Annotated in this window: 13 protein-coding genes; 2 read left to right on the plus strand and 11 right to left on the minus strand. The window is 60.5% G+C overall.

The features are described from left to right. Positions 1 to 55: 55 nt before the first annotated feature. On the minus strand, positions 56 to 2,170 hold the full coding sequence (locus tag PSH96_RS09815) for a carboxy terminal-processing peptidase (protein ID WP_056859661.1): 2,115 nt from the start codon (positions 2,168 to 2,170) through the stop codon (positions 56 to 58). A gap of 106 nt (positions 2,171 to 2,276) precedes the next feature. Between PSH96_RS09815 and PSH96_RS09820 the strand changes: the two genes are divergently transcribed. After that, positions 2,277 to 3,239, plus strand: coding sequence for a zinc-binding dehydrogenase (locus tag PSH96_RS09820; protein WP_305458859.1), 963 nt, complete (start codon positions 2,277 to 2,279; stop codon positions 3,237 to 3,239). A gap of 137 nt (positions 3,240 to 3,376) precedes the next feature. Here the strand turns inward: PSH96_RS09820 and PSH96_RS09825 are convergent, their stop codons facing one another. The 6 genes from PSH96_RS09825 to PSH96_RS09850 all read right to left on the minus strand — a co-directional run bounded on the left by PSH96_RS09825 (position 3,377) and on the right by PSH96_RS09850 (position 8,692). Continuing rightward, positions 3,377 to 4,030, minus strand: a complete 654-nt coding sequence (locus tag PSH96_RS09825) for an HAD family phosphatase (RefSeq protein WP_056859663.1) — start codon at positions 4,028 to 4,030, stop codon at positions 3,377 to 3,379. Between the two features lie 30 nt (positions 4,031 to 4,060). Then, positions 4,061 to 5,050 (minus strand): ABC transporter ATP-binding protein, encoded by a 990-nt coding sequence (locus PSH96_RS09830; protein WP_056859664.1) that lies wholly within the window; start codon positions 5,048 to 5,050, stop codon positions 4,061 to 4,063. Then, the gene (locus PSH96_RS09835) at positions 5,047 to 5,847 is read right to left on the minus strand and encodes an ABC transporter permease (RefSeq protein WP_056859665.1); all 801 of its coding nucleotides are present in this window, start codon (positions 5,845 to 5,847) and stop codon (positions 5,047 to 5,049) included. The genes PSH96_RS09830 and PSH96_RS09835 overlap by 4 nt, the downstream gene beginning before the upstream one ends. Continuing rightward, complete coding sequence (locus PSH96_RS09840) at positions 5,834 to 6,697, minus strand: ABC transporter permease (protein WP_370694332.1); 864 nt, start codon at positions 6,695 to 6,697, stop codon at positions 5,834 to 5,836. The genes PSH96_RS09835 and PSH96_RS09840 overlap by 14 nt, the downstream gene beginning before the upstream one ends. Beyond that, a complete protein-coding gene (locus tag PSH96_RS09845; protein ID WP_305458864.1) occupies positions 6,676 to 7,482 on the minus strand; it encodes an alkaline phosphatase family protein in 807 nt (268 codons plus the stop codon). Before PSH96_RS09845 ends, PSH96_RS09840 begins: the two co-directional genes overlap by 22 nt. Before the next feature lie 142 nt (positions 7,483 to 7,624). Beyond that, positions 7,625 to 8,692, minus strand: a complete 1,068-nt coding sequence (locus PSH96_RS09850; RefSeq protein WP_056859668.1) for an ABC transporter substrate-binding protein — start codon at positions 8,690 to 8,692, stop codon at positions 7,625 to 7,627. 351 nt (positions 8,693 to 9,043) lie between these two features. On the opposite strand from PSH96_RS09850, the gene PSH96_RS09855 reads away from it, so the two are divergent. After that, positions 9,044 to 9,757 (plus strand): UTRA domain-containing protein, encoded by a 714-nt coding sequence (locus PSH96_RS09855; RefSeq protein WP_236373427.1) that lies wholly within the window; start codon positions 9,044 to 9,046, stop codon positions 9,755 to 9,757. A 575-nt stretch (positions 9,758 to 10,332) separates the two neighbouring features. Here PSH96_RS09855 and PSH96_RS09860 read toward each other — a convergent pair. From PSH96_RS09860 to PSH96_RS09875, 4 genes are read right to left on the minus strand one after another with little or no spacing between them, the layout of a single operon-like run. Next, positions 10,333 to 11,247, minus strand: a complete 915-nt coding sequence (locus PSH96_RS09860; protein ID WP_305458867.1) for a metal ABC transporter solute-binding protein, Zn/Mn family — start codon at positions 11,245 to 11,247, stop codon at positions 10,333 to 10,335. After that, entirely contained in the window at positions 11,247 to 12,146 is a 900-nt protein-coding gene (locus tag PSH96_RS09865) for a metal ABC transporter permease (protein WP_056859671.1), read from the minus strand. Before PSH96_RS09865 ends, PSH96_RS09860 begins: the two co-directional genes overlap by 1 nt. Then, complete coding sequence (locus tag PSH96_RS09870; protein WP_305458870.1) at positions 12,146 to 12,889, minus strand: metal ABC transporter ATP-binding protein; 744 nt, start codon at positions 12,887 to 12,889, stop codon at positions 12,146 to 12,148. The genes PSH96_RS09865 and PSH96_RS09870 overlap by 1 nt, the downstream gene beginning before the upstream one ends. Then, entirely contained in the window at positions 12,886 to 13,806 is a 921-nt protein-coding gene (locus PSH96_RS09875; RefSeq protein ID WP_305458872.1) for a metal ABC transporter substrate-binding protein, read from the minus strand. Before PSH96_RS09875 ends, PSH96_RS09870 begins: the two co-directional genes overlap by 4 nt. Position 13,807: the final 1 nt, after the last annotated feature.

Here is a 13,807-nt window from a genome sequence, read left to right on the forward strand (position 1 = left end):
GAATGATGTCTATATGATGACACTCTAGGGAGCGTTCACATTAAATTGCCATCATTTACTGCTTGGCCACCTGCTTGCTGATTTTCAGGTAGTCCAGCAGCACCCGGCCAGTCTCGGACAGATAGGCGTCGTCTTCCGGCTTGGTTTTTTCCGGCTCGGCCGGCAGCGCATCTTCATCTTCTTTCTTCAGCTCTTTGAGCGGGTCTTCGCCTTTGGCCTTGCGGCGGGCGTTTTCCAGCACGAGCTGCTGATTTTCGATGCTGGTGTGCTGCGCACGACGATCGACTTCGTTGAGACTGACGGTTTTTTCTTCCATCAGCTTCTTGGCCAGGGCCAGTTTGTCGCGGATAAACACAAACTCGGCATCCTTGGCGGAGCGGGTCTCGTGGTCTGCCTTCAACTGCGTCAGGTACGGCTTGAACGGGTCCGAAGCCGGCTTGATCGCAGGGCGGATGGTGTCCCACTGCATCGCCTCAGGCAGCGCGCTTTCGCCGATTTCCTTGGTGTCGATGATCGACGGGAAATCCACATCCGGCAATACGCCCTGGTGCTGGGTGCTCTGCCCGGAAACCCGGTAGAACTTGGCAATGGTCAGCTTCAGTTCGCCATGGTTGAGCGGCTGAATGGTCTGCACGGTGCCTTTACCGAAGGTCTGGCCGCCGACGATCAGGGCGCGGTGGTAGTCCTGCATGGCACCGGCGAAAATCTCCGAAGCCGAGGCCGAGAGGCGGTTGACCAGCAACGCCATCGGGCCTTTGTAGAACGCGCCCGGGTTCTCGTCTTCCAGCACATCGACACGGCCGTCCGCGTTGCGAACCAGCACGGTCGGGCCTTTGTCGATAAACAGGCTGGTCAGCTCGGTGGCTTCCTGCAGGGAACCGCCGCCGTTGTTGCGCAGGTCGATGACCACGCCGTCGACTTTCTCTTTCTGCAGTTCGGTGAGGATTTTCTTCACGTCACGGGTGGTGGACTTGTAGTCCGGGTCACCGGCGCGGAACGCTTTGAAGTCCAGGTAGAACGCAGGAATCACCACGACGCCCAGTTTGTAGTCCTTGCCATCCTGCTTGAGGTTGAGGACTTGCTTCTGCACCGCCTGGTCTTCGAGTTTTACCGCTTCACGGGTGATGGACACGATCTTGCTGGTCTGGTCGTTCGGCGCATTGGTGTGCGGAATCACTTCCAGGCGCACCACGCTGCCTTTCGGCCCACGGATCAGCTTGACCACTTCGTCCAAGCGCCAGCCGACCACGTCGACCATCTCTTTGTCGCCCTGGGCGACGCCGATGATCTTGTCGGCCGGTGCGACCTGCTTGGTCTTGTCGGCCGGACCTGCCGGCACCAGACGCACGATCTTGACCTGGTCATTGTCGCTTTGCAGGACGGCACCGATGCCTTCCAGCGACAGACTCATGTTGATATCAAAATTTTCGGCGTTATCTGGCGACAGATAATTGGTGTGCGGGTCGTAGGACATCGCGAAGGTGTTGATGTAGGCCTGGAAGATATCTTCGGCACGGGTCTGATCCAGACGTGCCAGCTGATTCTTGTAGCGCTTGGTCAACAGCTCTTGAATGGCCTTGGGCTCTTTGCCGGCGATCTTCAGGCGCAGCACTTCGTCCTTGACGCGTTTGCGCCACAGGTCGTCGAGGGCGGCGGTGCTGGTCAGCCATGGCGCGTCCTTGCGATCCACCAGAAGGGTTTCCTTCTGGGTGAAGTCGAGCTTGTCGACGCCTTTGTTCAGTTCACCCAAGGCGAAGTCCAGACGCGCTTTGACGCGATCCAGGTAGCGCTTGTAGATGGTGAACGCGGGCTGCAGGTCCCCGCTCTTGAGGAAGTCGTCGAACTGGGTCTTCCACTTGTCGAACTCAGCGATATCGCTGGCCAGGAAGTAGCTGCGCGACGGGTCCAGCAGCTTGAGGTAGCTGTCGTAGATGATCACCGAGCGCGCGTCGTCCAGCGGCGGCTTGCTGTAGTGATGGCGCTTGAGCAACTCGACGACGTTAAGGCTGGCAATCACCTCATCGCGATCAGGCTGAAGATTGTCCCAGCTGTTGGCTGCGAACGTATTGGTCGACATCGACGCAAAGCCGAGACCAATGAAAAAAGCGAGGGCGGTACTGGGGAACAAATGCTTCATGCTGATTCGACGCGGGGGCAATTGATAACGCATATTAGGCCGTCTTTGAGGGAGCCGGTTCCATATGATCCGGTCGCATAATGCAAAAAAGCCCGGCGCTACAGCTACGGGCTCAGTCCAGACTCACTATGGAGGCACTGTGAAAGCATTGCAAGGCGTTGAAGGTCATGTGGAGTGGATGGAAGAACCCAGTCCTACCTGCGATGTAGGCCAAGTTCGCATTCGTGTAGCGGCCGCGGGCCTTAATCGCGCCGATTTATTACAACGTGCGGGGCTCTATCCGCCACCTCCTGGCGCCAGCCAAGTGCTGGGCCTGGAGTGTTCCGGGGTCATCAGCGAAGTGGGCGCGGGGTCTTCCTGGCAAGTCGGCGACCGCGTTTGCGCGCTGCTGGCCGGGGGCGGCATGGCCGAAGAAGTGGTGGTGGATGCCCGTCATGTGCTGCCGGTGCCGGAAGGTTTGTCGTTGACCGAAGCGGCGGCGTTGCCCGAGGTGTACAGCACTGCGTGGCTGAATCTGTTCCAGTTGGCGGGCCTCAAGCCCGGTGAAAAAGTCTTGCTGCATGCCGGCGCCAGCGGCGTGGGCTCGGCGGCGATCCAGCTGTGCAAGGCATTCGGCAGCCCGTGCTGGGTCAGCGTCGGCTCGGCAGAACGCCTGGCTTACTGCGAAGCACTCGGTGCCCAGGGCGGCGTGGTGCGTACCGACGGCCTTGAAGGGCTGCGCGATTTCGGGCCGTTCGACGTGATCCTCGACCCGGTCGGCGGCAATTATGCGGCGATGGATCTGAAGCTGTTGGCCCTCGATGGGCGCTGGGTGTTGATCGGCTTGATGGGCGGCCGTGATGCGCAACTGGACCTGGCACAGGTGCTGGGCAAGCGCATCCAGCTGCTGGGTTCGACCCTGCGCAGCCGCAGCGATCAGTTCAAGGCAGACCTGTTCAGCGATTTGAGCCAGCATGTGTGGCCGCTGTTTGTTGAGGGGCGCTTGAGCCCGCAACTGGCCAAGACTTTTGCGATCAAGGATGCCGAGGCGGCGTTTGCGGAGCTTGCGACCAACCGGATTTCCGGCAAGTTGGTGTTGGTGATAGACGAGACCCTGATCTGATCTCAAGCAGAAATACAGCCACTGTGGGAGCTGGCTTGCCTGCGATAGCGGTGTATCAATGAAGAATGTTTCATCTGATGCACCGCTATCGCAGGCAAGCCAGCTCCCACAGTGGATTGGGTTTTCAATTCAAACGGTCAAACCCAATGGTGAATCGGCCAGCCAGCCTTTTCAGCATGCTCGCGCAGCACAGGATCCGGGTTCACCACCTGCGGATGATCGACCTTCAGCAACAACGGCAAGTCATTGCGCGAATCCGAGTAAAAATACGCGCCTTCAAGGCTTTCACCTTCCTGCTCCAACCATGCCAGCAACCGTGTGATCTTGCCTTCACGGTAAGTCAGTACCCCCACGGTCTTGCCGCTGTACACGCCATGACTGATCTCCAGATCAATCCCCAGCACTTCATCAATCCCGATACGTGCCGCAATCGGCGTGACCAGGTGCGTGCCCGAGGCCGAGATCACCAGGATCCGGTCACCCTTCGCGCGGTGGCGGGCGATGGTCTTGGTGGCGTCGCTGTAGATCAGCGGCTCGATAACGTCCTCCACCCACGGTTCGACCAGATGCTCGATCTCTTCCGGCGTGCGCCCGATCATCGGCTCCAGGCTGAAGTCCATGAAGTCTTCCATGGCCAGCTCGCCACGGCTGTAGGCGGCCATCAGTTCGTCGTTCTGGCGCATGAACGACTCCGGGTCGACCCAGCCCAGGCGGCCCATCTGTTCGCTCCACAAGGTGGCGCAGTCGCCGTGGATCAAGGTGTCGTCCAGATCAAAAATTACCAATGCCATCGGTCACGCTCTCTCAAATCAATCGTTGTGTCAGGCTACTTCACACAACGCACTGGGGTCGATGGAAAGTGCCAGGCGCTGGCCATCCGGGTGCAGGTCGTCGGCCGAGCGGTTGAGCACGTCCACCACCAATTCCACGCCACGCGCTTCGATGCGATAGCGGATCACGTTGCCCAACAAACTGTGGCTGCGTACCAGCGCGTCGAGCTCACCGCTGCGGCTCAGCTCGATGGCTTCCGGGCGAATCGCGATGCGTCCGCTGATAGGCCGTTGCAGCAACTGGCTGGCCTTGTCGGCGTCGAGCAGGTTGTAGTTGCCGATAAAACCGGCGGCAAATACATCCACGGGCGCAGTGTAAAGGGTCTCGGCATCACCGCTTTGTACGATCTTGCCCTGGTTCATGAGGAAAATACGGTCTGACATGGTCAGCGCTTCTTCCTGGTCATGGGTCACGAAAATCGTGGTCAGGCCCAGCTCACGCTGGATCTGGCGGATCTGTTCGCGCAGGTGCTTGCGAATCCGTGCATCCAGCGCCGACAGCGGTTCATCCAGCAGCAACAGGCGAGGGCGCGTCACCAGCGAGCGGGCGAGGGCCACACGTTGGCACTGGCCGCCGGACATCTGGTGCGGGTAGCGGCCGGCGAGGTCTTTGAGTTCCACCAGTTGCAGCACTTCCTGCACGCGCTTGTGGCTGTCGTCGGCGTTGACCTTTTGCATGCGCAGGCCGAAGGCGACGTTCTGTTCCACGGTCATGTTGGGGAACAGCGCATAGCTCTGGAACACCATGCCGATGTGACGTTTTTGCGGGCTCAAGGGCACGATGTCCTGGCCATCCAGCAGGATCTTGCCGCTGTCCACCGAGGTCAACCCGGCGATGCACCGCAGCAGCGTCGACTTGCCGCAACCCGACGGGCCGAGCAGGGTGACGAATTCACCCTTGGCGATTTCGCAGTTGATATCACTGAATACCGGCGTGCCGGTGTAGGCTTTTTGCAGGTGTTGGACGCTGACGAAGCTCATTGGCTTTTGTCCTTGTTCAAGATATTGGCGGCCCAGGTCAGCACCAGCACAAAGAAGAAATAGGAGATGACGATGGCACTGGTGAAGTGGCCGCTCGTGTTGCGCATGTTGTTCAGGTACACCTGCAGGGTTTCGTAGCGAGTGCCGACCAGGATGTTGGCGAACACGAACTCACCGAACAGGAACGAGAACGACAGCAGCAGCGCCACCATCAGGCCTTTGCGCAGGTTCGGCAGCACGACAAAAATCGCCGCCTGCCAGGTGCTGGCACCCAGCAACTGCGAGGCGTCCATCAGGTCGCGCAGGTTGATCGCTTGCAGGTTGTTGGTGATCGCGCGGTACATGAACGGCAAGGCCACGGTGAAGTAGCAGCCGATCAGGATCCACGGCGTGCCCACCATCGCAAATGGCCCGGAGCCGTAGAGTTGCAACAAGCCCACCGATGACACCACCGGCGGCACCGCGAAGGGCAGCAGGATCAAGATGTTCATCAGCGCGTCGAGCTTGGGAAAGTGATAATGCACCACGAACAGCAGCGGCAGAATCAGCACCACCGATAACACCAGCGCACCCACGCACACCAACAGCGACTGACCGAAGGCGGCCAGAAAGCGCGGGTCACTCCACAACTGCACGTACCACTTCAGGGTAAACCCGGCGGGCAGGATGGTGGCCGACCAGCTGCTGGCAATGGAGTAGACAAAGGTGCCCACCAGCGGCAACACCAGGATCGCAAATAACAGGTACACCACTACCCGATGGTAGACGGAGGCCGAGCCGGCTTCAGCGCGAGACATGGTAGCTCCTCTTGAGCAGCAGTTGATGGACGACGGTGACCACCGTCATCAGTGCCACCAGCACCACGGCCAGGGCGCTGGCCATGTTCGGGTCCAGGGAGATGTCGCCGGAAACCATTGCCGCGATACGAATGGGCAGCACGTTGAAATTGCCGGTGGTCAATGCATACACCGTGGCATAGGCGCCGAGGGCGTTGGCCAGCAGGATCACGAAAGTGCCCAGCAGGGCCGGAGTGAGCACCGGCAGGCCGATGTGGCGCCAGAACTGCCAACCGCTGGCGCCGAGCAACGAGGCCGATTCGCGCCAGTCTTCGCGCAAGGCATCGAAGGCCGGGTAGAGCAGCAGCACGCCCAGTGGAATCTGGAAGTAGGTGTACAGAATGATCAGGCCAGTTTTGGAGTACAGGTTGAAGTCCTGAATGATCCCCGCCTGCTTGAGCATGATCGTGATGCTGCCGTTAAAGCCCAGCAAAATGATGAAGGCGAAGGCCAGGGGCACGCCGGCAAAGTTGCTGGTCATGTTGGCGAAGGCCGTCACGAAGTTACGCAGTGGGCCATCCACGCGGCGCAACGAGTAGCTGCCGAGCACCGAGATGATGATCCCGAACACGCTGGAGTAGAAACTGATCTCCAGGCTGTACTGGATGGCTTGCAGGTAGAACTTCGAACTGAAGATCTTGGTGAAGTTGGCCAGGCCCCAGCCGAACTCTTCCGACTGCAGGCTGTTGATCATCACCCACAGCAGCGGGGCGATTTCAAACACGATAAAGAACAGCGCAAACGGCACCAGGCACAGGATCGCCAGCCATTTGCCACGGGTTATGGCGTTCACTTCAGTAGCTCCCGGCATACAGGTTTGTCGTGGGGCACGCCGAGCAGTTCGCAGACGGTGCCGCACAGGTCGGTTTGCTTCGGGATGGCGCCAGGGTCGAAGGTGAAGGCCGAGCCCAGTACGAACAACGGCACTTCGCGTTCTTCCGGCAGCAAACCGTTATGGGAGCGGTCGTTGTTCATGCCGTGGTCGGCGGTCACCAGCACCTGGTAGCCAGCGTTGAGCCAGCCTTGCAGGTAGTCGGCGAGGATGATATCGGCCGAGCGCGCGCTGTTGCGGTATTGCGCGGTGTCCAGGCCGTGCTTGTGGCCAGCGTCGTCGATGTTCATCGGGTGCACCACCAGGAAGTTCGGCGCGTGCTTGAGCCGCAGGCTTTCGGCATCGGCGAACAGGTGGGAATCGGGGTAGTGGTCATTCCAGTAGAAATGCCCGTGCTGGATCGCCAGCGCCTTGTCGTCGGTATGACGATCACGCGCGGCTTCAAAGGGCGTGCGGTTATACAACTCGCTGACCCAGTGGTAAGCCGCCGCCGCGGTGGTGAGACCCGCATCGGTGGCGTAATGGAAAATGCTGCGCTGGTTGGACAAGCGTGAGACATGGTTGTGGACAATGCCGCTGTCGATCGGGGGCACGCCGGTGAGGATGCATTCATACAAGGGCCGGGACAGGGCCGGCAGTTCGCATTCCAGTTTGTAAAGCGCTGCGCGTCCTGCGCCGATATAGGCCTGGAGATGCCCCATGGCATGTCGGGCAACCTCGTAGTTCAGGCCGTCGAGCACCACAAGGATGACGTTGTGCTTCATAGAGGGAGACGCTCCGCGACGATAGGCTTGACTCAATTTCATTTGGGGAACGGGGTCAAAACTGTGGGAGCGGGCTTGTGTGGGAGCCAGCTCCCACACTGACCGCTTTCACAGCTCTGGGTCTAAATGAGACCCGGGAGCCTTACTGCATATTGATGATGACTTCTTCCTGCCACTTCTGCGGCAGTGCCTTGGAGGTTTTCTCCCACGCGTCGGCATCTTTGATCGGCGTGACTTTCTTGTACTGCTCGTTCGGCAGCAGCTTGGCCTGTACATCGGCCGGCAAGGTCAGGTGCTCGGCACGGATCGGACGTGCATTGCCGCGTGCCAGGTTGGTCTGGCCTGCGTCGCTGAAGATGTACTCGCGGGTCAGCTTGGCGGCGTTCGGGTGCTTGGCGTATTTGTTGATGATGGTGGTGTAGCCGGAAATCACCGAGCCGTCCGACGGGATCAGCACCACGTAGTCATCCGGGTTAGCCATCTTGGCTTTGTAGCTCAGGCCGTTGAAGTCCCAGACCACGCCCACTTCGACTTCGCCTTTTTCCATGGTGGCGATGGTCGGATTCGCCAGCGACAGGCGACCTTGCTTGGCGATCTCGGCAAACATCAGCAGCGCAGGCTGGATGTTTTTCTCGTCGCCACCGTTGGCCAGGGCGGCAGCCAGCACGCCATTGGCGGCTTGGGCGGCGGTGCTCACATCACCAATAGAGACTTTGTATTTACCGGTTTTCAGGTCAGCCCAGCTTTTTGGGGCTTCAGAGCCGTGCAGCAGTTTTTTGTTGACGATAAAGGCGATGGTGCCGGTGTAGGCCAGGGCCCAGTTGCCGTCCTTATCTTTGGCCCAATCCGGCACTTGTGCCCAAGTGGTCGGTTTGTACGGCTGTGCCACGCCCTGTTTCACCGCAATCGGGCCGAAAGCGGCGCCGACGTCACCGATATCGGCGCTGGCGTTGTCTTTTTCGGCGGCGAACTTGGCGATTTCCTGGGCCGAGCTCATGTCGGTGTCGATGTGCTTGAGGCCATAGGTCTTGGCCAGGTCGTCCCAAGTGCCTTTCCAGTTGGCCCAGTCATCGGGCATGCCGACGCTGTTGACGGCGCCTTCCGATTTCGCGGCGGCTTCGAGCGTTTTTAGATCGGTATCAGCAGCCATGGCGGCGGTGCACATGGCAATGGTCGAGCCTAACAGTGATGCCAGGAAAAGCTGTTTCATCCGAAGCTCCTTTGGGCGTTTTCAACGCTGCGTTTTTACGAACGATTGCGATGGTGTTGGTCTAGGTCAGCAATACCTGAGCCAATTTAGGCTCGGTGGATGACAGTTTCATGTCGATGTCGTTTTTAAAGCGTTTATGTCGCTGACGTCAGACTCAGCGTAGACCATGCCCAAGTGCCCGCAGACCCTGGACTTGGCCGATGTATTGCAGGGTGTGGAGTGAAGCCGCGGCACGGACTGTCATCTGTCGGTCATCTGTAATGCCTAGGCTGGCAGGTAACGGCAGACGCCCGAATACAGCACGGTTTATGCACCTGAACGGTGCTGGTCTAGTCCAGATAGGTAACGTTGATGCGTGATGAGGCAATCAAAGCGGTGACATCCATCGGCCTGGCACTGCAAGAGCAGATCGTCCACGGGCTGTTGCCGCCTGCGAGTAAATTGCCTGCCGAGCGCAAACTCAGCGAGTTGTTTGGTACCACCCGCATTACCGTGCGGGAAGCCTTGTTACAACTGGAGGCCCAGGGCCAGATCTATCGCGAGGAACGACGTGGCTGGTTCGTCTCGCCGCCGCGCCTGGCTTATAACCTGATGCAACGCAGCCACTTTCACGCGATGGTCAGTGAACAAGGGCGCGTAGCTTCGACCGAAGTGATTTCGGCGCGGCTGCAACCGGCGTCGGCGGCGGTGTGTGCGTGGTTGCAGTTGCCGGCGTTGTCGAGCGTGATCCAGATCTGCCGGGGCCGGCGGATCGATGGGCGCTTGGTGCTGTATGTGGAGCATTACCTGAACCCGCAGTATTTTCCGGGGATTCTGGCGTGCGACCTGAACCAGTCGATGACCGAGTTGTATGCACGCAAATACGACCTGCATTACGGCCGCGTGCGTTTCGAGATTGTGCCGACTTCACTGCCGGTGGAGGCCGCCGCCGCATTGCGTGTGTCGGTGGGCAGCCCCGGCTTGCGGATCGCCCGGGTTAACTATGACCAGCATGAGCGCCTGATCGACTGCGACCTGGAGTTCTGGCGCCATGATGCGATTCATGTGGGTGTGGATGTGGTTTGACTGGCAGATATTCAATAGATGCACCACGAGCTGAATGTGGGAGCTGGCTAGCCTGCGATTGCATCACCGCGAGCTGGCAGTGATACCGAGTTGCCCGCATCGCTGCAGTGGGGTGGTGGGAGTACATATCCGTTGCTGCGGTAACGGCTACTTAGGGTTCCGCCCTTACGGCGGGTCACTTTTGTAAAGACACAAAAGTAACCAAAAAGTCTTCGCCCCAACACTCGGTGCCTCGCTATGGCTCGGCATGCCCGTAATCCGCCAGTGATTTGGGGGGCCGCCGCGATGGGCCATCCTTGGCCCAGCGCGGCTAAACCGGCATCCCTGCCGGTTTACCCCCCAAATCACTGTCAGATTCCGGCCATCGTGTTTGACGGGGCGATTTGAGATCAAGATCAAAAGCGCAGATCAAAAGACCGCTGACTTCGTCATCGAAAAGGATGTAAGGGCCAGAGCAACAGCAACAGCAGAGCCAAACTCGGTCCAATGTGGGAGCTGGCTTGCCTGCGATGGCATCAACTCGGTGTGCCTGATACACCAAGGTGTCTGCATCGCAGGCAAGCCAGCTCCCGCATTCAGGGCATCAGCGCCTTGATCACCTGATCCACATTGCCTTCCAGCTCCGCCACCGGGGCCGGCCCGTCGACATTCAACACCAACAGTTGCGCACCGCCTGCCGTCACTGCCGTTTTAACGGCCTCACTCGGTTGGCGGTGATGCAGCACCACGGCTACGTCGTTGCTCTTCAAGTCGGCAGTGAGTGTGTGCAAGGCCTCTGGCGTCCACTCCGCATCCGGCCGGGCGTCGGTACTGAAGACTTCCAGGTTCAGGCTGCTGACCAGATAAGCAAAGTGATCACTCAAGCTGACCACACTCAGGTTGTCCGCTTTGGCCAGTCTTGCTTCGCAGTCGGCGCTGAGTTTGAGCAGGCGCTGTTTGAGCGCCGCGAGGTTGGCGTCGATCTTGGGTTTGGCCGTGGGCGCCAGGCGGCTCAGGTCGGCCGCCATCACATCGGCCATGCGCCCCATGTTGTTGCTCGACTGCCATGGCTGGCTGTTCAGGCCGTCGGCGCTGCCCGGTTGCACGGCGATACCCGGCAAGCCGCCGTCCACCGGGCGCGCGGCGTCCACTTCGACGATACGGATATTGCTGCGTCGCGCCACCGGGTAGAGCGGGTCATCCGCCCACAGCGAGCGCAGGCCGATAGCCGCGTCGGCGTCCTGGGCCAAATTGCCCAAGGCCGGCGCACCCCGGCCGGTGAAGTAGGACACCTGTCGCGAACCGGGCAGGTTGGCCGGTGCTGCGCGCTCAAGCTGTACATCGGTGCCTTTGAGCAGCACCTCGGCCAGGCCGTAGGTGATGGGCAGCGAGGCCAGCACTTTCACCGGTTTGGCGGCGTGAACCGCCGGTTTTGAGGCTTCGGCGGCCATCAACGGTGCAGTGAATAAACACGCAACGGCCAGGGCCAGCGGATGAAAAACAGAGCGCATTATCCAAGATTCCCTTTGAGGCTGGGCACGGTGCCGCGCGCGATGGCGGCAAAGGCGAAGGCGATACCGGCCACCAGAATGATCGCGGCACCGGACGGGATGGGCAGGTCGAAGATGATCGGCAGCAGAATGCCGCACAGCGTGCTGAGCGTGGCGATCACCACCGAGACCCAGAAAAACCCCTTGAGCGACTGGCTCAACAGGCGCGCTGCCGCCGCCGGAATCACCAGCAGGGCGCCGACCAAAATAGCGCCGATCACCTTGACCGCCGCCACGGTGATCAAGGTCACCAGGATCACGAACAGGTAATCCAGGGTTTTGACGGCCACGCCACGCACAGCGGCCAATTGCGGGTTGAAGCTGGCCAGCATGATGCGGTTGTACAGCGGCAGCGCCAGGGCCATCACCAGTGAGCCGACGACCGCCAACACCAGCAGGTCATTGCCGTTAACCGTCAGCACCGAGCCGAACAACACGTTTTCCAGAATGTGCACGTTGATCTTGCCCGCCAGAATCAACAGCAGGCTCGCGCCCAACGCCAGGGACACCGAGAGGAACACGCCGATCAGGGTGTCCGGCGCCAAACCCGTGCGGTTGCGCAGGTAGTTGAGCAGGATGCCGAACAACAGGCAGTAGCCGAACAGGCTGCCGTAAGGCCCGGTATAGGGTTCGCCGAGCAGGATGCCCACGGCCACGCCGGTCAGCGCGGCATGCCCGACGGCTTCAGAGAAGAACGCAAAGCGCTTGACCACCACCAGCGTGCCCAGGCCGCCCAGCACCGGGCCGATCAGCAAACCGGCGAGCAAGGCGTTGACCACAAACCCATAGGCCAGCGCTTCCGGCAGGTACCCGGATGAAGCCCAGCCCTGGACCATCAAACGAAAGGCTTCATAACTCATCACGCCGGGCTCCGAGGGTGGGTGGAAAACAGGGTCAGCAGGCGGTCCGGGGTCAGCGCTTCCTTCGGCGTGGCGTCGAACAGCACGCGGCGGTTCAGGCCGGTAACGCGATCGGCCAGACGGCCCACGGCTTCCAGGTCATGCTCGATCCACAGCACGGTGATCCCGGCCAGGCGCCAGTCATTGAGCAGTCGTTCGAACACCTGGATACCGGCCTCATCGAGCGCCGACATCGGTTCATCCAGCACCAGCAGCTGTGGCGCCGGGATCAGCCCTTGGGCCAACAGCACGCGCTGACGCTCACCGCCGGACAACGCGCCCATGCGGCGCTTGCGTTTGTCCTGCATGCCGACCCGTTCCAGCGCTTCGCCAATCGCGGCGGCGTAATGCCGGGACAGGCCCAGAAATGCCGGGCGCCGCTGGCACATGGCGGCCATGAAATCGTCGACGGTCATCGGCAGGCCCCGATCGAACTCCAACGCCTGGGGTACATAGCCAACCGTACCTGGCGAGTTCGGCCAGTGCAGGCGCAATTGGCCCTGGTGCGGGGTTTGCCCCAGCAAGGTCTTGATCAGCGAGCTTTTGCCGCCGCCGTTCGGGCCGACCAAGGCGTGGATGCTGCCCGGTTCGACCTGGAAGCTCACCGCATCGAGAATCACCGTGCGGCCCAAGGTCAGGGAGACCGTGTCGAACTCAAGGGTCGGGCCAATGCTGGCGACCTTCAATTGCTGCGCTGCCGTCATGCCCCCGACTCCTGAATCGCCCGCACCACGGTGTTGAGGTTGCCGGTCATTTCCACTTCGTATTTCTCTGGCGTGTATTCGCCGTAGGAAATATGCGACAGCGGGTACAGCTTCACTCCGGATTCACGCTGGATGGTCTCGACGTAGGTAGACGGGAAATCCATCTCCGAGAAGATCACCTTCACATCCAGTGCGCGCAGTTCATCGATGGTCTTTTTCAACTGGCTGGGGCTGGGCTCGATGCCATGGGCGGGCTCGACCACGGCGGTGACTTCCAGGCCGAATTCGCGCAGCAGGTAGTCGTAGGCCGCGTGCACGGTAGCGACGCGCAGGTCGGGGTTCGGTGCGCTGGTCAGTTTTGCCAGGGCATCGGCGCGCATCTGGCGCAGGCGCTTACCGTAGGCGCGGGCGTTTTGGGTGTAGGTCTTGGCGTTGTCCGGGTCGAGCTTGCCCAGTTCGCGGGCAATGTTATTGACCTGGGCAATCGATGCGCTGATCGACAGGAAGGTATGCGGGTTGACCACCTTGCCCGCACCGCGCGCGGCATTGCCGGTAGCGGCCAGCAGCGGCACGTTGGCATTGGCTTCGATCACCGGGATGTCCGGGTGCTCGCTGGTGGCGATCATGCGGTCGGCAAAATCATCATGGCCGACGCCGTTAAGCACGATCACGTCCAGGGTGCCGATGCGCTTGATGTCTTCGGCGCGCGGTTCGTAGGCGTGGGGGTTGAAACCGGCCGGAATCAGCGGCACCACCTCGGCCTTGTCGCCGACGATATTGGCCACGTAGCTGTAATACGGGTGCAGGGTGATGCCGATGCGCAGGCGCTTGGCCTCCTCGGCATTCGCGAGCGGGGCGAGCATCAGGCTGAACAGGCTAACCAGCAACAGGCGTAACAGGGGCGATGAGATAGACATG

This window comes from Pseudomonas sp. FP2338 (genome assembly GCF_030687515.1).
GTDB classification, from domain to species: domain Bacteria; phylum Pseudomonadota; class Gammaproteobacteria; order Pseudomonadales; family Pseudomonadaceae; genus Aquipseudomonas; species Aquipseudomonas salomonii.